Consider the following 19,398-nt stretch of genomic DNA (forward strand, 5'->3'; position numbering starts at 1 on the left):
ATGTTAAATAAAATTCTAGAATCATTAAAAACAGAAATAGGAGAAAATCAATACAAAAATTATTTTGACATTTTACAAATTAATGAAAATAAAAATAACGAAATTACCTTAAATGCACCAAATCAATTTATAGCAAGACATATTCAAACAAAGTATCAAAACCTATTAGAAAAAATAGCTGAAAAAATCAATGGTAAAAAAATAAAAATAATCATATCAGTAAATAATGAAAAAATTAATAAAACTAAAGAAAACAAATTAGTTCAAGTAAAACAGCAAATTTCAGTATTAAATCAAAGTTTAACTTTTGATAATTTCATTGTAGGTGAAAGCAATGAATTTGCTTATAAAGTTTGTAAATCAATAACAGATGAAAATAAATTCGGAACTTTATTTAACCCTATTTTTATTTATTCAAATACAGGTTTAGGCAAAACTCACCTTTTACAAGCAAGTGGTCATGAATGTCTTGAAATAGGCAAAAAAGTAATTTATAAAACTTCAAAAGGTTTTATGAAAGATTATCAAAATGCAATATTAGCAAATAAATTTGATAGCTTTAATAGTGAATATAAAGATTGTGATTTATTATTAATTGATGATATTCAATTCCTAGGAACAACTGATAAAATCCAAGAAGAATTCTTCCATATTTTTAATGATATAGTAGAGCGTAAAGGTCAAATAATAATGACTTCTGATGTAGCTCCTAAGAATTTAAATGGCATTGAAGATAGATTAAAATCAAGATTTAATAAAGGAATAATTGCAAATATAAGCGTACCTGATATAGAAACCAAAAAAGCAATTATTAAGAAAAAAAGTTTAGTTTATGAAATAGACTTAAACGATGAAATGATAAATACAATAGCAAGTTATATAGGCGAAAATGTAAGAGATTTAGAAGGTATAATAAATTATATTTACGCATTTCAAAATATTAGAAATCAAAAAATAAGCTTAGAAGATTTAAAAAATCAAATAAAAGAATATATAAATGAAAATAAATCAAATATTGAAATTGAAGATATTTTTGATGTTGTAAGCCAAGAATTAGGAATAAAAATCAATGAAATAAAATCAAGTTCTAAAAAACAAGAAATAGTAAAAGCAAAAAGAATTGTTATATTTTTAGCTAAAGAACTGATTTCAAATTCTGTAAGCGAAATTGCAACTAATTTTCAAATGAAAGACCATAGTGCTATTTCAAAGCATATTAAAAAAACTAATGAAATGATATGTAATGATGATGATTTTAGAACTTTAGTAGAGCATTTAAAAAATAAAATAATAAACTCAAAAAATAAGGATTATTAATTATAATAAAATCAAAAAAGGAAGAAAATGGAAATTTTAATAGATAAAAAAAGATTAGAAAATATAGCTTTAATTGTTAGCAATTATGTTGAGAAAAAAGATAATACAAGCCTTAATTCAAATATTTTATTATTAGCTAGTAATAATGAATTAATCTTAAGAGCAAGTGATAGTGAAATAGGGATTGAATATAAAATTCCTGATTGTAATATCATTAGTGAAGGAACAATATTTTTAAATGCTAAGAAATTAATTGATATTTTAAAAAGCCTAAATAATGATAATATTAAAATAAAAAAATTAGAAAAATCTATAAAAATTACTCAAAATAAAACTAATTTTTCATTACCTATTGCAAATGAAAATAATTTTTCTTTTTTAGAAGATGAAAATAGCAAAACACCTATTTTAATTAGTTCAAAAGAACTAAATATAGGCTTTAAAATGATTTTACCTGCTATTGATAATAATGGAATATCTTTTCAATTTAACTGCTGTTATATAGATATTTTAAGAGATAGCATTGTATTTGTTGGAAGTGATTCAAAAAGAATTCACAGATATTCATTCATAGCACAAAATGAAAACGAACAAAGAATAATAATTACTAAAAAATCAGCTCAAGAGCTTCAAAAATTATTAAATGAAGAAGTAAGAGTTTATAAAACAAATAATTATTTAATTATTGAAAATGATAATTTCAAATTCTTTACAAAATTAGTAACAATAGATTTCTTAAAATATGTAGAAGTAATGCCACATAAATTACCTACAAATGAAGTTGTTATTAAAACTGAAGAATTTTTAAATGAGATTAAGAAATTAAGCTCAGTTTGCACAAAATGTCAAATAGAATTTGAAACAGGAAAAATAACATTTAAAAACAATATTATAAGCGATGATATAAACGAAACTAACGCTACAAGCGAATTAGAAGCAAATATCGTTGTAGATGAAAAATTTGAAATAAATCTTACAAATAGACATATAATAGACTTTTTACATTTAAATGAGAATGAAGATTTTACATTCAAATTTTATTCATCATCAGCTCCTGTGATTTTAGAAAGTAAAAATTTCTTATCACTAATATCAGCAAATAAAAACTAAGGATATATAATGCAAGAAAATTATGCAGAAAGTAAAATTAAAGTATTAAAAGGACTAGAAGCCGTTAGAAAACGCCCAGGAATGTATATTGGCGATACTAATATCAATGGTCTTCATCATATGGTTTATGAAGTTGTGGATAACTCTATTGATGAAGCTATGGCTGGGTTTTGTAATACTATTGATATTGAAATTACAAAAGAAGGTTCTTGTATAGTTACTGATAATGGTCGTGGTATTCCTGTTGGACTTCATCCTACTGAAAATATTTCAACTTTAACCGTTGTTTTAACCGTTCTTCACGCTGGTGGAAAATTTGATAAAGATACTTATAAGGTTAGTGGTGGTTTGCACGGCGTTGGTGTATCGGTTGTAAATGCACTTTCAACTAAATTAATCGCAACAGTTAAAAGAGATGGAAATACTCATAGACAAGAGTTTTCTAAAGGTATTCCAGCAACAGAACTAGAAGTTATTAAAACAACAAATCGCACAGGAACTAGCATTGAGTTCTTCCCTGATCCTGAGATTTTTGAAGTTGTGGAATTTGATTATGATATTTTAGCTAAGAGATTTAGAGAATTAGCGTATTTAAATCCACAAATAACAATTAATTTTAAAGACCATAGAAGTGGCAAAAGCGAAACATATCACTATGATGGCGGTATTTCTCAATTTGTTAGTGATTTAAATAAAAAAGAAGCTCTAACAAATGTAATTGCATTTAGTGATGAGGCTGAAGATGTTATTGTAGATATTGCTTTAATGTATAATGAAACTTATAGTGAAACATTATTTTCATTCGTAAATAACATTAAAACTGCAGATGGTGGAACACACGAAGCAGGCTTTAGAATGGGACTTACTAAAGTTATTACAAATTATATTGAAGCAAACGCAGCAGCAAGAGAAAAAGATATAAAAATAACAGGCGAAGATACTAAAGAAGGTCTTATTGCTATTGTTAGTGTAAAAGTTCCAGAACCACAATTTGAAGGACAAACTAAAGGAAAATTAGGAAGTTCTTATGTTCGTGGTATAGTAAATAAGATTACAAATGATGCTTTAACTAAGTTTTTTGAAGAAAATCCAAACGATGCTCGTGCTATTATGAATAAAGCTTTAATGGCTGCAAGAGGTCGTGAAGCTGCAAAAAAAGCTAGAGAATTAACTCGTAAAAAAGAAAGTATAAGTGTAGGAACACTGCCTGGAAAATTAGCTGATTGTTCTTCAAAAGACCCTGAAATTAGAGAAATTTATTTAGTTGAGGGAGATAGTGCGGGTGGTTCTGCAAAACAAGGAAGAAATAGAGAATTCCAAGCGATACTTCCACTAAAAGGTAAAATCCTAAACGTAGAAAAATCACATTTAGATAAAATTTTAAAATCAGATGAAATCAAAAATATGATTACAGCGTTTGGATGTGGAATAGGTGAAGATTTTGATATAGAAAAATTAAGATATCATAAAATTATCATTATGACGGATGCTGATGTTGATGGTTCGCATATTCAGACTTTAATTCTTACATTTTTCTTTAGATTTATGAAAGAATTAATTGAAAGAGGTCATGTATATTTAGCTCAGCCACCATTATTCCGCTACCAAAAAGGTCAAAGAAAAGAAATATATTTAAAAGATGAAAAAGCATTAAATGATTATTTGATTGAAACAGGAATTGAAAATTATGAGTTTAGTGGAATTGGAACGAATGATTTAAAAGATTTCTTGAAAATAGTAGCTGCTTATAGAAGTATTTTAAATGAACTTAAAAAGCGTTTTAACGTTATTGAATTAGTTAGATATTATGTAGAAAATCCTGATATTTTAGCGTTAAATATAAGTGAAATTTATGAAAAATCAAAGCAATTTTTAGAAGAAAAAGGCTTTAATATACTAAATCACTATTTAAGCGAAGAAGAAGTAAGAATTTATGTTCAAACTCAAAGTGGTTTAGAAGAAATAGTAGTTAATAATGATTTATTTTATAATCCTTATTTTGAAGAAGCTAGTTATATTTACAAAAAAATTGAAGAAAGAAATATATTTACAGATAAAGATTTCTTAGATGTTTTAAATGATGTTGAAAAGAATGCTAAGAAAAATACAAATATTCAACGCTATAAAGGTCTAGGAGAGATGAACCCTGAGCAATTATGGGAAACTACAATGGACCCTGAAAATAGAAGATTAATACAAATTGGGGTTGAAGACTTTGATAGAGCTAGTGGAGTATTTAATTTATTTATGGGTGATGAAGTTGAGCCTCGCCGTGAATATATACAAGCTCACGCTAAAGATGTAAAACACTTAGATATATGATAATTAGTAAAAAAATTGAAAGAAAAAATAGGCAAAATGCAGCTATTAAGCTCATTATGCCTTTATTATTATTAGTTTTTGCTTTTGTTTATTTACCAGAATTTGATGATACTAATTTTAAACCATTAGATATATTAATGGTTTTATGCTTTATATTTTTATATTTTTATTATTTTGTTTTTGTAATTTATAAATCAGTCAAACACAATGTAATTGATGAAAAAACAGGGACATTATTACAAAGTGAATTTGTAAAGTATTTAAATAATGATGATTTTGTTATATTTTTTACTATTTCAAATATAAATGAATTAAAACTTAGACTTGGATTTGATAAAAGTGATAAATTACTTAAAAAATTAATTGATAAGTTTTATGCTTGGGATGAAAATTTAATAATAGGTAGAATTACAACTGCTGATTTTATGATTTTAAGTAATGCAAAACATAAAGTTTTACAACATGAAATAAAAAAGATATTTTTAGAAATAAAAAGAGAAAGAATAGATGGTGTTGATTTTAAATGCGATTATTCAATAATAAAAGCTGATACTAATTTTAATAAACTTTATTTAGAGGCTCAAAATAGATTAAAAGATGATGTTGATATTGATACAGAAAATATCATTACAAATAGCATTATAAGTGCTATAAATAAGAACGATTATTGTTTAAAAATACAAAGATTAGAAGGCGATGAAGAGATATATTATTTAAATTATAGGATTAATTCAGATTATCCAGAAAAATTATCTCAAGCAAAATTAGAAGATATAATTATTAAAAATAATTTAGAATTTAATTTTTATAAAAATCTTTTAGAACTTTTATCAAGAGAATATAATTTTGATAATAGAATTATGATTAAAATATCGCCTGATTTTTTAAGAAATTTAAATTTTTTATTTTATTTAGGTGAGTTTTTTATAAAAAGACCACATACAAAAGGCAAAATAATTTTTGAATTTTTTGAAAACGATGTTTATTATGATATGCCAAGATTTGAAGAAATTATAAGAGAATATAGAGATATTAATGTAAGTTTTGCATTAAATAGAATAGGAAGTCCAAGCTCGTTAGAATACTTAAAACGATTGGAATTTGAATTCGGAATCTTTGACATTGAATTTAATAAAAATATTAGAAATGAAAAGTATTTTGTAATTTATGAAAATTTATATCAAATATGTAAAAGTTTAAATATTAAAACAATTATGAGATTTATTGATAATAAATCTTTACTTGATTTGACAAAAGATATTAAATTTGATTATTATCAAGGCTTTTTATTTTATAAGGACAAAAATCTTAAGGAGATGAAATGAAAGAAAAATTAAAATACGGACAAAAAGAAATAAAAAAAATAAAAGGTAAAAAATTAGAGCGTTGGGAAAACAAACAAAAAAATGATTATGTTATAAAAATCACTTTACCTGAGTTTGCATGTCTTTGCCCTAGAAGTGGTTATCCTGATTTTGCAACATTATATTTAGAATATATTCCTAATAAATGGGTTGTAGAATTAAAGGCTATTAAGCTTTATGTTAATTCATTTTATAATAAAAACATAAGCCATGAAGATAGTATAAATAAGATTTACAACACTCTTAAAAAGCGTTTAAAACCAAAATATATTAAATTAGTTGGAGATTTCAATCCTCGTGGTAATGTTCATACGGTGATTGAATGCTGTTCTGATACTGAGATTAAAAAAGAAAAGAAAAAAGATAAAAAGGATAAATAATGATTAGCCCTGAGCTTGTTTTACATATTTTTAAGGCTGCTTCAATTTCAAGATGGAATGATTTTCCTAGAATTTGTAATTTAGTTGAACTTGATAAACAAGCTCATAAGGCAATAATTGCTTATTTTTTAGCAAAAAGTGAAAAAGACATTGATATGAGATTTTTACTTGATGCTATTGTTGTTGAGTTTATTTCTCGTGTAATTGTTACTGATATTCGTCCAGATGTTTTAAATGAAATCAAAAAAACAAAACAAAAAGAATTAGATGAATGGATACAAAAGCAATTTAGTGTAATTAACAAAAACGAAGATTTTTTAAAAATTTTTAATGATTATTATAATGATAAAACCCATGAAAAAGAGAAGTTTATTTTAAAAGCTGCAGGGTATTTATCAACTAGATATGAGTTTTCATTTATATATCCAAATGTTAGTAATTATGAAGAAATTAAGTCTAAATTAGATGAAGAATTAGAAGATTATTTAGATATTTTAGCAGTTCAAAAAATATCACTAAATCAAAAATTAGCTAAGGTTATTGATTTAAGTGGGCGTTTAAGATTTCAAAAGCGTTGGGCTCAAACACCTAGAATTCCAGAAACAAGTGTTTTAGGTCATATGTTAGTTGTTGCAGTTTTAAGTTATTTTTATTGTTTAAATATTAAAGCTTGTGATACTAGATTTATTAATAACTTCTTTTGTGCTTTATTTCACGATTTACCAGAGAGTTTAACAAGAGATATTATCACACCTGTTAAGTATGGAATTGATGGTTTAAGCGAGATTATAAGTGATTATGAACTTAAATTAATTGATGAAAAGATTTTACCTTATGTTCCAAATAATATTAGAAGTGAATTTGCTTATTTGTTAGGAATATATAATGAAGATGGTAAGATTAAAAAAGATGAATTTAAAAATAGAATTAATAAAGATTTTGTTAAATTAATCCAAAATCCAAACGATTATAACGAAGATTGTTTTAATACTATTGATGGAAAAATGCTTAAAGCTTGTGATAAAACAGGAGCATTTTTAGAAGCTATTATTTCTAATTATTATGGCGTTAAATCAAAGGATTTAATGAATGGTTCTTTAAAGATTTTAAATGATTTTAAAGAAAATCCTAAAATTGGTGAAGTTGATTTTTATAAAATGTTAAAAGAGTTTGAAGTATTTTTTATAAACCCAAGCCAAGACACTTGCGGCACACACTCTTAAAAAGTGCTCTGCTATGTTCCCATCCTGAAGCTCTGCTCTTTAAAAGCATTGCACAAGGCTTGACTTGAGAAATGGCATTTTATGATAAAATGATTTAATAGAGGGTAAATGAAACTAGATTTGATTTATATTTTTTTAGCAAATATGAGAATAACTTTTTTAGGTGTTAATAATTCTTTTGATTTTAAAGCAAAATTAATTGCATGCGTTATAGGCGTTGTAAAAGAAGAAAGACAAGATTTAAAAAGAATATTAGAAAAACTAACTAAAGAGATTTATAAAAAAGAATTTAGAAGAAGATTATTTCTAGCTACTATTTATCAATATGTTAAACTTATTAAACAAGATACTTTAGGTGTTGATAAGATTTTAAAAGGTATTAAAAAACTAACTAAACAAAATCCTAAATTAAAAAGAAAAATAAATTTTGTTCAACTTGATAGATTAGTATTAAAAAAATCTATAAAAGAAGGTGAGAGCGAAATTGAAGATTACGCTCAAATTAGGGTTTTAGAATTTTTAAAAAACGAAGTTATTTAATTAGATAATATAAAATAAAAAAAACTAATAGGAAAAAATATGGCTAAATTTATATTTGTAACAGGTGGAGTTTTAAGCTCACTTGGTAAAGGAATTGCAGCTGCTAGTATTGCTAGCTTATTAAAACAAAGCGGACTTAAGGTAAGTATTTTAAAGGCTGACCCATATATTAATATAGATCCAGGAACTATGAGCCCACTTGAGCATGGAGAAGTTTTTGTTACTAAAGATGGTGCAGAAACTGATCTTGATTTAGGACATTATGAAAGATTTTTAGATGAAGATTTAACTCATCTTAATAACTTCACAACAGGTAAAGTTTATCAAAGTGTAATAGAAAAAGAACGCCGTGGAGAATATCTTGGAAAAACTATTCAAGTAATTCCACATATTGTAGGTGAGATTGCTAGTAGAATGGAAGCAGCAGCGGCTGATAAAGATGTATTAGTTGTAGAAATCGGTGGAACGGTAGGAGATATTGAAGGCTTACCATTCCTTGAAGCAATTCGCTCATTAGGACTTAAACACGGAAGATCTAATGTATTTTATGCACATTTAACCTTAGTTCCTTTTATAAAAGTTGCAGGCGAATTAAAAACAAAACCTACTCAACACTCAGTTGGAGAGTTAAGACGCATAGGAATTAGTCCTGATATGATAATTGCTCGTAGTGAAATACCATTAGGCGATGAAATAAAAGAAAAAATCGCAAGAAGTTGTGGTGTAGAAATTGATTGTGTAATAGAAAGCATTGATGCAAAAAGCATATATCAAATTCCACTTAAATTTTTAGAGCAAAATATACTTTTACCTATTGCAAAACATTTAAATCTAAAACTAAAAACTCCTAATTTAAAAGATTATGAAAACTTAGTAGAAAAGATTATAAATCCTAGCAAAAAAACAAAAATCGCATTTGTAGGAAAATATATAGATTTAAAAGAAAGCTATAAATCTTTAACCGAAGCATTAATTCATGCAGGTGCAAATCTTGATACAAAAGTAGAAATTAATTGGATAGATAGCGAAGAAATAAAAGATGAAAATGATTTAGCTGGAAATGATGGAATATTAGTAGCTGGTGGGTTTGGACAGCGTGGAGTTGAAGGCAAAATAAAAGCTATTAAATATGCAAGAGAAAACAATATTCCATTTTTAGGAATTTGTCTTGGAATGCAACTTAGCTTAATTGAGTTTGCTAGAAATGTTTTAAAGCTAGAAGATGCTAATTCAACCGAATTTGATGAAAATACAAAAAATCCTATTATTTATTTAATTGATGAATTTATTAATCAATCAGGTTCAAAAGAAATAAGAACAATTAAAACTCCATTAGGTGGGACTTTAAGACTTGGCGAATATGTTTGCAATATTAAAGAAGGTTCGCTTTTAAATAAATTATATAATTCTAATAAAGCTTACGAAAGACATCGCCACCGCTATGAAGCTAATTCAAAATATCGCAAATTATATGAAGAAAATGGGCTTTGCATTAGTGGAGAATCAAATGGACTTATTGAAGCTATTGAAAATACAAATAATGATTTCTTCGTAGCAGTTCAATATCATCCTGAATTTACTTCAAGATTAACTAAGGCAAATCCTGTGATTTTAGGTTTTATTAAACAATGCTTAAATTAAATAAAACTAAAATTAAGCAGATTTTAGACGATAGATTTAAAGATGATTTACATAAAAACCTTAGCACAATTCCAAAGCCACATATCTTTAAGGATATGAATAAAGCGGCTATTAGAATAGCTAAGGCAATCAAAAATAAAGAAAAAATAGCAGTAGTTGGAGATTATGATGTAGATGGCATAGTATCTTCAACTATTATGAGTGAGTTTTTTGCTAATTTAGGCGTTAGCATTAAAATCAAAATCCCAAATCGTTTTAGTGATGGTTATGGAATTAGCGAAGAAATAGTAAAAAATTTAGATGCTGATTTAATAATAACCGTAGATAATGGAATAGTAGCTTATGAAGCTGCTAATAAATGTAAAGAATTAGGCATAGATTTAATAATAAGCGATCATCATACTCCAAGCGATACTTTACCAAATGCTTATGCAGTGATTAATCCTAAAAGAGATGATTGTGATTTTTCAAAGCATATTAATTGTGAAATTTGTGGAGCTCAAGTTGCTTGGTGGCTTTGCGGAGCTATTAAAAAAGAATTAGGTATAGAATACAATATGGCTAGTTTTTTAGATTTATTATGCATAGCAATTGTTGCTGATATGATGAATTTAAACGATTTAAATCATATTTTAGTTCGTTGTGGCTTAAAAGAATTAAATAAATTAAATCGCCCAGCTTTTGTGGTTTTAAAAGAAAAATATAAAAAGAAATTCTTTGATTATGAGAGCATTCCTTTTTTAATCGCACCTTTGCTTAATGCAAGTGGTAGAATGGATGATGCTAGTATTTCATATAGATTTTTAAGGGCAAAAACTCTTGATGAAGCAAGAAAAATTTTAGAAGTAATTGAAAAACTTAATCAAGATAGAAAAGAACAAGAGCGACAAAGCTTTGAAGAAAGTATAGAATTCGTTAGTGAAAACGATAGCGTTATAATAGCGTATTCAAAGAACTGGCATAAAGGTATTTTAGGCATTGTTGCAGGGCGTTTGGCTAAGCAATTTAATAAACCAAGCTTTGTATTTAATATAGAAGAAAATATCGCAAAAGGAAGTGCAAGAAGTGTTGCAGAGCTTGATATTTTAGAAGTTTTAAATAATGTTAATGATTTGCTTATTAATTTTGGCGGACACAAAGGAGCTGCAGGACTTTCTTTAGATGTTAGTAATTTAGAAGAATTTAAAAGAAGATTAAATAAGCTTAATTTTGATGAAAATATTCTTGATTTTTGTGATACTACAAATACTTTAGGTGAGCTTGAATTTAGTGAAATTGATATGGAATTATTAGATATTTTAAGCGATTTTGAACCTTTTGGACAAGGCAATGAAAAGCCATTTTTTATAAGTAAAAATGTAATTATTAATAATCTTGTTTTGCTAAATGATAAACATTTAAAATGTTGCTTTACTCAAAATAATATTACTTTAGAAGCGATTTGTTTTAATTGTGATTTTATTCCTTTTGAAGGAGATAATGTTAATATTCATTTTAGTTTGCAAAAGAACTATTTTAAACCAAGCCCTACAATTCAACTAAATATTTCTAATATTTATATTTAAGAATTTGAAATAGGAATTTAACTTACGATATAATTTATAATAATGAAATATATTTTAATTTTTAAGGTGTTTAAATGAAAAATGTTTTAAGATTAAGTATAGCTTTAACTAGTGCTTTGTATTCATATACAACTTCAAGCGATATAATAGGTGATTTAGCTCAAAGGGTAGAGATTAAACAAAGTGGAATTTCAAGCATTACAGCTAACAAAGTAGATGATAAGATAAATGCTAATTTTACTATAAGTGGTAATTTAACTACAACTAGCACAAAAGATAATATTTTAATATTTGATTATACTCAAGCTAATTTAGTTTATGGCGGTATTGTAATTAAAACAGGTGGTAATTTCACGGATAATGGTTCTACTTTTAAAGCTCAAGGTTTTGGTCCTTATTATAATAATATACCGGCTATTAAAATTAATGGTGGAATAGCTACTTTAAATAATTCTAGTGTTTTTGCAGGAGAAGGAAATCATTCAAGTCATCAAAATGCTCCTGCTATTGAAGTAAGTAAAGGAACGCTTAATTTAAAAAATTCTTTAGTTTCAGGTGCAGCTCAAAGGTTTGATTCTAGTGGATTAATACAACATAAACATCAAGCAATAGATGTTATAGGTTTTGGAACTGATAAAGTATATTTAAATATAAGTGGTTCGATTATAAAATCAGGTGAAGATGATACTTCTGCTTTAGCAATTATGGCTAAAGAAAACAGCACAATTGTTATAGACGATACTTTAAATAAAGGTACAAATATAATAGGAAATATAATTTCAAGTGGTGATTTTACGATTAAAGGTATTTATAAAAATCAAGCTACATTTAATGCTAAAGATATATTAAGTAATATAAATATTACCAATAATAATATTTTTGATACAACTATTAATGCAAGGATTAAAACAAATCTTGAAAAAAATGCAAATATTGATAAAACTTACATAGGCGGTGGTCTTGATTTAAATAAAAGTGCAGAATCTTTAGGTGCTTTTAATATCACAAATAGCTATATTGCAGGAGATATCATAAATGCTCATGATATTACTATTGTAAATGATTTAACACCAGCTGGAAAATCTAGCATAGTTTTAGATAATGTTTATTTAGAAGGATTTTTGACTAATTACGCAGGAGATATTAAAAGCTCTAATTCAGTATTTAACAAAGCAATTACAAGTAAATATGTAAGTAAAATTGATGATACTAATTCAATCTTTAAAGGTGGTTTTAGTGCTGATGAAATACTTTTAAATGGAAGTATTTTAGAAGGTTTTAAATTAACTTCTATAAGTGATGCAAAATATAGTGGTAAGAATTTTACCTTAACAAATATTAAAGTAGGCAAAGATTTAGATAATACTAAAGGCTATTTAGAATTAAATGGTGGATTATTAAAAGCTACAAATTCAGCTCTTAATTATGATATTAGAAGTAATAGTGCTATTAATATTGATTTAATGGGAAGTTCTTTAGTAGGTAGTTTTAAAGATTTATCAGGAAATAAAATATCAGCAAATAAAGTAAGTTTAAATAATTCTACAAGTTTAGGTGCATTTAGCACAAATGAACTAGTCGCAAATAATTCTACATTCTTTTTAGGTGGCACGAGTGCTACTTATAATGGAGCAATAATTTCTAAAACTAGCACAAGTGGAGCAAATAATAGCTTTGGAATTTTAGGCGTAGTAAGTAAAGCTAATGATGAACAATTAATCGCTAGTGGATTAAGTGCTAATATGCCTTTAGCTATTTTAAAAGGAGCTAATAGTGATTTTGCTAATTCGCTTAAATTTTATTCAGGAATTAGTGAATATGCCTTAGCAAACTCATATCTAAAAACCGAAAAAGTAGGGGATTATCAAGTATATGTTTTAGCTAAAGATAATAAGCAAAACTTTAATGATTTAACTTATAAAAATAATTCTAAATTAGATATAAATAAGATAAATGAAATAATCGCTGATAATAATAAATTAAGCGATTTAGTAGATTTTGGTAAAGATTTATTGGCTAGTAATGAAGCAAAGGAACTAATTAATCAAAATGCTAATACGAGTTTAGAAAACAAAGGAACTATGGTGAATGATTTAGATAAAATCACAACTCCAGAAAATCCAGATACTAAACCAAATCCTGATATTCCTTGGACTGACTTAGAGCCATCAACTCCGATTATTCCAACACCAGATCCAAAACCTGAAGTGCCAGAAGAAAAACCAAACCCAGATATTCCTTGGACTGACTTAGAGCCATCAAAACCTATTGAGCCTAGCACACCTGAAGAAAAACCTGAAAATCCAGACACTAAACCAAATCCTGATATTCCTTGGACTGATTTAACTCCTGCAAATCCGATTGATCCAACACCAGATCCAAAGCCAGAAAATCCAAGCGATGAAGAAAAGTTTGAAATTGCAGTAGAAGAACAAAAAGAAGCTATAAAATTAATGGTTACAGGCAAAAACGAAAAAGCCTTAGAATCAGCAAAGCTTATGACAAATCAATTTTATTTTTCTCAAGTGTTTGAATACAACAATTTAAACAAGCGTTTAGGTGAATTAAGAGGATTTGCTAAGAATAATGCAGGTATTTGGATTCGTGGATATGTTAATAAAGGAAGTATCAAAAACACATCTTTAAAAGCAAATGAAGTTCAAATGGGTGTGGATAAAATATCAAGTTTTACAGATTTTGATACTTATGCAGGATTTATGCTAAATATAGGAAGAACAACTACAAGTAATACAACTAATTCAAAAATAAATAACTATGGCTTAGGAGTGTATTTTAGTAGCGTTTATAACAATGGCTTTTTTATAGATACAACACTTAAAGCAAATCACTATAAAAGCGAGTTTAAAAACGATAATTTCTTAGGTAATTCTACAAGCAAAGGAACAGGTGTGATTGCTAGTTTTGAGTTAGGCAAGAGATTTGGAGATGATTTTTACATAGAGCCTAGCACTGAAATGATTTTAAATTATATTCCAAAAACTGACATTAAAGGCGAAAAAGAAATAAGTATCGGAGCATTACATCAAAAATCATTCGTAAATATAACAGCTCCTTCAAAGCTTTTAGTAGTTAATAAAACAGCAATTTATACAGGAATAAATGTTAATGATAGTTTAAATGTTAGAGCAGGGCTTGGTGCGATAATTGATTTAACGAATAATCCAGATTTTCTAGTAAGCGATGGAATTAGCTCATATTCGTTTAAAGGTGCTAGTAAAGATAAAAGAGGCTTTGCAAGTTTAGGAATTAACAAAAATTTTAATAAGAAGTTTAGCTTTAGTTTAGAAGCAGAAAAGACCTTTAGTGGAAATCTAAATATTGATTATAATATTAATACAAATCTAAGATACGAGTTCTAATTCTTATTTCCTATTTTAAATTCTTTGGAATTTGAAATAGGAATTTCAAAATATTTTCAAAACCCTACGCGAATTTTAAAAACTAATTTTAATCATAAAAACTTTTAAAATAAAATATCCGAATTTTAAAAAATAAAACAAAGAAAAATCTTCAAATTTCACTCACATTATTTTAGACTTGCAATTTTGTTAGTTTTTAAATTTGTGCAGGGTTTTATAATTCCTATTTCAAATTCTAAAAATTATCAAAAGAATTTGAATTCGGAATTAGGATTATTCAAAAACTACTTTATTTCTTCCTGTTAATTTAGCTTGATAAAGTCTATTATCAGCCATTTCAAATGCACCAAATTTTGAATTAGTAACAAGGCAAAGACCTATGCTAATAGTAAGTTTTAGATTGTGATTTTTAGCATTAAATGTAAAATCTTCAACTTCTTTTCTAAGCTTTTCTAATTCAGCAACGCATTTAAAATAATCATAATCTTTAAAAACTAAGCAAAATTCTTCCCCACCATAGCGATAAGTTTTTGCATATTTTTTCAAAATACTTGCAAGAGATCTTAAAATAATATCTCCTATTTCATGCCCATAAGTATCATTAATTTTTTTGAAAAAATCTATATCAACAACTGCTATTACATCTTTATTTTTAAGTTCAAGCGTATCATAAGCTCTTCTATTATAAACATTAGTTAAAGAATCATAAAAAGCTAATTTGTATCCTTGATAGCCAATAGCTGCTAAAAATATAAATGAGCCTAATTCAAAATAACTTAAATTATAGCTTTGTAGCTTGTGATAGAATAAAAATTGAAAATAAGAAGCCACATAAGCACCTTGTAAAAAGCATTCAAAATTATTAATTTTTCTAAGAATTACAACATAAAGCATTAAAACCAAAAATAAGCAAAAAGAAAAATCCGAATAAACATAAGTTTGATTTATAAACTTTAAATTATGTAAATATGAAATAAAAGCCGAATCTTTAGTAAAAATTCCTAATAAAATATAAGAAATCACAACCAAACAGGCAGGTATTAATCTCTTTGTTGATAAATAATCTTTCTTAAGGCTTACTAATATTGCAAAAACAATAGGTGAAAATAAGGCAATAAAGCTGTGAGCTTGATGAAAATCTAAAAATAAAAATAAAATCCTACTAGATAAAAATAATAAAACTAAAAAAGTTATATTATGTTTTCTAAAATAAATTGAGCCTAAAAATACTAAAAGTTCAAAGCCAAGTGTTGCGGCTGGCATAGGTAGGATTATTTCTTGTAAGAGTGATTGCTGCATATTTAATTACCTCTATGTTTTGCATTTAATTATACTAACATATCGGTAATTAAGCTAGATTATTAATAAATATTTATATTATATTAATATCCAAGAGCTTTTAAAAAGTCATCTTTTAAGTAATTTTTCATATCAGCAAAGCTAATTTCGCTACTTTTTTTATAATCATTACTTAAAAATACAAATCCGTAAGAATTAATATAAAATTTTTCTAATTTCTCATCTGAAAAATCTTGATTTTTTGAATTTAAATAAACTCTAAAAATATCAAAATCTTTTAAAATATCTTTTAATAAATATTCTTTTTTACTTTTTTCGTTATATGTTTTTATTTCAATTTTTGAGCTTGATTTGTTATCTTTTGTTTCTTTATTTTCTTTTATATAAGAAATCACTTCATTGCTTTGAAAATAACTTGCATAATTTGAATTTGATTTATAATGATTAAATTCATCATGCATTTGCTTATAAAGACTATTCATAGCTTTTATGTGTTGCTCGTTTATTTTGTCAAAGTCTTTAAAAAAATTATCCATAGGATTAATCATTTTATTTTCAATAGCATCTAGCCTTTGTTTTAAAATCTCGTTTTCAAGTTTTAATTTATCAATCTCGCTAAGAGAATTAGCACCTAAACTTGCTACACAAAATATAGAAATTAATAATTTTTTCATATCTTTCTCCTTTTTAAAAATACATATTTTAATATTTTTTTCATAATACTTTAAAAACATTTTTTAAGCTTATTTATGATATGTAGTTTTAAGGCTTAAAAACATTTTTTAAAGCTTCTTCATATACTTTTTCATCATTTATGATAGGATAGTTTTTCAAAAAGTCTAAGGCTTCTGGCACGTTTTTTTGAAATTCAAATAATTCAATTTTAAGCTTAAAATCGCCTTGCTTACTAATAAAATCTGTAATGCAATCTTGCATAGAGCCTTTATGTAATAATTTTAAATAATAATCTATACTAACTTTATCATCTATCCTAAAATCAATACTTATTCTACATAAGTTTTCAGGCCAGTGAAGTCCTTGATTGCTTATTCTAAATCTAATTGAATTTATAGGCTCATTTAGTAGCTTTTTGGTCTTGCTTTTTAGTTTTAGTGATTTTATAAATTTCGGATTGAATTTTGCATCAAAAATCAAAAATTCATAATATTCATGATTTAAAACTTCTCTTGCACTTGCTAAAATTTCACCATCTTTTATAAGGCGGACATTTTTAAGCTTGCAAATCTTAATGCAAGTTCTTTCATCATAAACTAAATCAATGCCTAGCTCTTTAAATCTTTTTATACTCTCATTTAGCATAAAATCTTCACGCCACACCATACCATTAGTATAACCTGTGCTATCTATTTCTAATTTTTTTATTATTTCAAAATAGCGTATATTTGTAGCAAAAGCTTTGCCTTCTTTTATTTCTTTGATTATTCTATACAGACTATTGCCGAGGCTATATTTATAAGCTATAGTAATTGATGGTCTTTCTAGCTCTTTAAATTCTTCTAAATCTTTTTTTAGAATTATTCTATCTTTTCTATATAAAGTTCCTTCTTTAAAATTACTCAGAAACTTTTCAAGTACTTTATCAACATCTAATTTACCTAAATAATATCTGCTTAAAGATACATAAATTTCACCTGCGCCCACCCAAAGATATTTTATATTTTCATCGCCATAAATAGGAATCCTTTTGTCATTTTTAATTTTGTATCCTTCGGTTAGCGTATGATATATATCAAATGTAACTTTTACTGTGATATTATCAGGCTTTTGAAGAGTTACATAAAATTTTTTCTCTTTTAAAGATAGTCCGACATGAATCTCAGTAATATTGTCTAAAATCGGTTCTTTAAAATCTTTTATTTTTATATATATTGAGCCTTTTGATATAACTTCTGCTGTTAATTTGGCATCTTCTAAGAAAATTTTTCCATCTCTATCCGTTAGTTTTAAATCTGTTGCCTTGCAATAGCTTCCTACATCTTCATAGCTTTCATTGTAATAATTTTCACATTTAAGATTTTTATATTCTATTTTATACTCAAATGTATCGCCTAATTGATTTAAAAAATTTTTTAAGTTCTTTAAATTTGCTTGATTATTTAAAGCATGTAAATTAAATACTAAAACAATGATTAAAAATAATTTTTTCATACAAACCCCCACTTTTGTTTTAAAATTAGAATTTAAAATAGGAATTTGATTTTTTGTTTCACGTGAAACATTTTGAAATTCCTAATTCAAATTCTATTTTTTCTTTTCATTTAAAATAACTACTATTATACCAACTACTCCACAAACACAAACAGCACCCATAAATATATATTGAAATAAATCTAATCCACTCATTTAATCGCTCCTAAAAATTCATTTTCTATATCATTATTTATAAAATCATAATTTTGATTTTTATAAGTAAATTTAAGTCTTGCCGAATGAAGACAAAGCCTACTTGCTCCACAAAGCTCTTTTATGTTTATTATTTTTTTGTCTAAAATATTTCTTGCTTCTTCGTTACTTAGTCCATAAAGAGTATCACCTGCAATTTTATGTCCTGAGTAATATAGATGAAGTCTTAATTGATGTTGTCTTCCTGTTAGTGGAATTGCTTTTAAAAGTGTATGTTTAGGATAATTTTTAATAACACAAAATTGTGATTTTGATATTTTTCCATCTTTTGATACTAGCATTTTGTTTTTTAAATCTTCATCGTTTTTTAGTCTTGCACTAACACAAAAATCATATTCAATATTTCCACAAACTAAAGCTAAATATTCTTTATAAACTTCTTGTTTTGCAAAGAGTTCTTTTAATTCTTTGTTAGCGATTTTATTTTTTGCAACGAGTATAAGCCCGCTTGTAGCTGCATCTAGCCTATGAGCTACGCTAGCATTTTCTCCATATTTTTGCCAGATTTCATCATTTAAAGAATACTCACAATTTCTTCCATTTGGATGAGATAAAACCCCACTTGGTTTGTTAAAAACAGCAAAATCTTCATTTTCAAAAATAGGTTTTAAATCCAAACTAAAACATTCATAAACTAATAAATAAAACTCACCATTAATAACGCTATTTTTTTTACATATTTCAATATCGTTTAAATTTATTTCATCTATATTTAAAGTATTTAAAAGGTTTTTGCTAACATTATTTTTAAAAATAATAACACGATTTTTATCACAAAATCTTTGTGCTTTTTTTAAATCATAATTTAAATTTTGCATTACTAATTGATAAGC

14 protein-coding genes are annotated in these 19,398 nt (G+C 26.0%); 10 read left to right on the forward strand and 4 right to left on the reverse strand.

Translation table 11 applies throughout. The annotated features are described in order from the left end of the window. From dnaA to AVANS_RS00050, 10 genes are all read left to right on the forward strand, one after another. The gene (gene dnaA / locus AVANS_RS00005) at nt 1–1,317 is read left to right on the forward strand and encodes a chromosomal replication initiator protein DnaA (RefSeq protein ID WP_239817637.1); all 1,317 of its coding nucleotides are present in this window, start codon (nt 1–3) and stop codon (nt 1,315–1,317) included. A gap of 27 nt (nt 1,318–1,344) precedes the next feature. Next, nucleotides 1,345–2,427, forward strand: a complete 1,083-nt coding sequence (gene dnaN / locus AVANS_RS00010; protein WP_239817638.1) for a DNA polymerase III subunit beta — start codon at nt 1,345–1,347, stop codon at nt 2,425–2,427. A 9-nt stretch (nt 2,428–2,436) separates the two neighbouring features. Beyond that, nucleotides 2,437–4,749, forward strand: a complete 2,313-nt coding sequence (gyrB, locus tag AVANS_RS00015; RefSeq protein WP_239817639.1) for a DNA topoisomerase (ATP-hydrolyzing) subunit B — start codon at nt 2,437–2,439, stop codon at nt 4,747–4,749. Then, nucleotides 4,746–6,074 carry an EAL domain-containing protein gene (locus tag AVANS_RS00020; RefSeq protein ID WP_239817640.1) on the forward strand — a complete coding sequence of 443 codons (1,329 nt, stop codon included), beginning with the start codon at nt 4,746–4,748 and terminating at the stop codon, nt 6,072–6,074. The genes gyrB and AVANS_RS00020 overlap by 4 nt, the downstream gene beginning before the upstream one ends. Further along, on the forward strand, nt 6,071–6,493 hold the full coding sequence (gene queF / locus AVANS_RS00025) for a preQ(1) synthase (RefSeq protein ID WP_214119961.1): 423 nt from the start codon (nt 6,071–6,073) through the stop codon (nt 6,491–6,493). The genes AVANS_RS00020 and queF overlap by 4 nt, the downstream gene beginning before the upstream one ends. Further along, on the forward strand, nt 6,493–7,716 hold the full coding sequence (locus AVANS_RS00030) for an HD domain-containing protein (RefSeq protein WP_239817641.1): 1,224 nt from the start codon (nt 6,493–6,495) through the stop codon (nt 7,714–7,716). The genes queF and AVANS_RS00030 overlap by 1 nt, the downstream gene beginning before the upstream one ends. A gap of 108 nt (nt 7,717–7,824) precedes the next feature. Continuing rightward, a complete protein-coding gene (locus AVANS_RS00035) occupies nt 7,825–8,256 on the forward strand; it encodes a hypothetical protein (protein ID WP_239817642.1) in 432 nt (143 codons plus the stop codon). A 39-nt stretch (nt 8,257–8,295) separates the two neighbouring features. Further along, nucleotides 8,296–9,897 (forward strand): CTP synthase, encoded by a 1,602-nt coding sequence (locus AVANS_RS00040; RefSeq protein ID WP_239817643.1) that lies wholly within the window; start codon nt 8,296–8,298, stop codon nt 9,895–9,897. Continuing rightward, complete coding sequence (gene recJ, locus AVANS_RS00045; protein WP_239817644.1) at nt 9,885–11,462, forward strand: single-stranded-DNA-specific exonuclease RecJ; 1,578 nt, start codon at nt 9,885–9,887, stop codon at nt 11,460–11,462. Before AVANS_RS00040 ends, recJ begins: the two co-directional genes overlap by 13 nt. Nucleotides 11,463–11,536: 74 nt before the next feature. After that, complete coding sequence (locus AVANS_RS00050; RefSeq protein WP_239817645.1) at nt 11,537–14,842, forward strand: autotransporter outer membrane beta-barrel domain-containing protein; 3,306 nt, start codon at nt 11,537–11,539, stop codon at nt 14,840–14,842. Nucleotides 14,843–15,115: 273 nt separating this feature from the next. On the opposite strand, the gene AVANS_RS00055 is transcribed toward AVANS_RS00050, so the two are convergent. The 4 genes from AVANS_RS00055 to AVANS_RS00070 all read right to left on the reverse strand — a co-directional run bounded on the left by AVANS_RS00055 (nt 15,116) and on the right by AVANS_RS00070 (nt 19,383). Further along, nucleotides 15,116–16,141, reverse strand: coding sequence for a GGDEF domain-containing protein (locus AVANS_RS00055; protein WP_239817646.1), 1,026 nt, complete (start codon nt 16,139–16,141; stop codon nt 15,116–15,118). 83 nt (nt 16,142–16,224) lie between these two features. After that, nucleotides 16,225–16,815 carry a hypothetical protein gene (locus tag AVANS_RS00060; protein WP_239817647.1) on the reverse strand — a complete coding sequence of 197 codons (591 nt, stop codon included), beginning with the start codon at nt 16,813–16,815 and terminating at the stop codon, nt 16,225–16,227. Between the two features lie 88 nt (nt 16,816–16,903). Further along, on the reverse strand, nt 16,904–18,310 hold the full coding sequence (locus tag AVANS_RS00065; RefSeq protein WP_239817648.1) for a hypothetical protein: 1,407 nt from the start codon (nt 18,308–18,310) through the stop codon (nt 16,904–16,906). 191 nt (nt 18,311–18,501) lie between these two features. After that, entirely contained in the window at nt 18,502–19,383 is an 882-nt protein-coding gene (locus AVANS_RS00070; RefSeq protein ID WP_239818557.1) for an RNA pseudouridine synthase, read from the reverse strand. Between the last annotated feature and the right edge of the window lie 15 nt (nt 19,384–19,398).

The sequence above is a fragment of the Campylobacter sp. RM5004 genome, assembly GCF_022369455.1.
Classification (GTDB): domain Bacteria; phylum Campylobacterota; class Campylobacteria; order Campylobacterales; family Campylobacteraceae; genus Campylobacter_E.

Bases quoted from the DNA above. Each gene is read 5' to 3' on its own strand.
- dnaA (WP_239817637.1), top strand. From the start codon at position 1: ATGTTAAATAAAATTCTAGAATCATTAAAAACAGAAATAGGAGAAAAT.
- dnaN (WP_239817638.1), top strand. From the start codon at position 1,345: ATGGAAATTTTAATAGATAAAAAAAGATTAGAAAATATAGCTTTAATT.
- gyrB (WP_239817639.1), top strand. From the start codon at position 2,437: ATGCAAGAAAATTATGCAGAAAGTAAAATTAAAGTATTAAAAGGACTA.
- AVANS_RS00020 (WP_239817640.1), top strand. From the start codon at position 4,746: ATGATAATTAGTAAAAAAATTGAAAGAAAAAATAGGCAAAATGCAGCT.
- queF (WP_214119961.1), top strand. From the start codon at position 6,071: ATGAAAGAAAAATTAAAATACGGACAAAAAGAAATAAAAAAAATAAAA.
- AVANS_RS00030 (WP_239817641.1), top strand. From the start codon at position 6,493: ATGATTAGCCCTGAGCTTGTTTTACATATTTTTAAGGCTGCTTCAATT.
- AVANS_RS00035 (WP_239817642.1), top strand. From the start codon at position 7,825: ATGAAACTAGATTTGATTTATATTTTTTTAGCAAATATGAGAATAACT.
- AVANS_RS00040 (WP_239817643.1), top strand. From the start codon at position 8,296: ATGGCTAAATTTATATTTGTAACAGGTGGAGTTTTAAGCTCACTTGGT.
- recJ (WP_239817644.1), top strand. From the start codon at position 9,885: ATGCTTAAATTAAATAAAACTAAAATTAAGCAGATTTTAGACGATAGA.
- AVANS_RS00050 (WP_239817645.1), top strand. From the start codon at position 11,537: ATGAAAAATGTTTTAAGATTAAGTATAGCTTTAACTAGTGCTTTGTAT.
- AVANS_RS00055 (WP_239817646.1), bottom strand. From the start codon at position 16,141: ATGCAGCAATCACTCTTACAAGAAATAATCCTACCTATGCCAGCCGCA.
- AVANS_RS00060 (WP_239817647.1), bottom strand. From the start codon at position 16,815: ATGAAAAAATTATTAATTTCTATATTTTGTGTAGCAAGTTTAGGTGCT.
- AVANS_RS00065 (WP_239817648.1), bottom strand. From the start codon at position 18,310: ATGAAAAAATTATTTTTAATCATTGTTTTAGTATTTAATTTACATGCT.
- AVANS_RS00070 (WP_239818557.1), bottom strand. From the start codon at position 19,383: ATGCAAAATTTAAATTATGATTTAAAAAAAGCACAAAGATTTTGTGAT.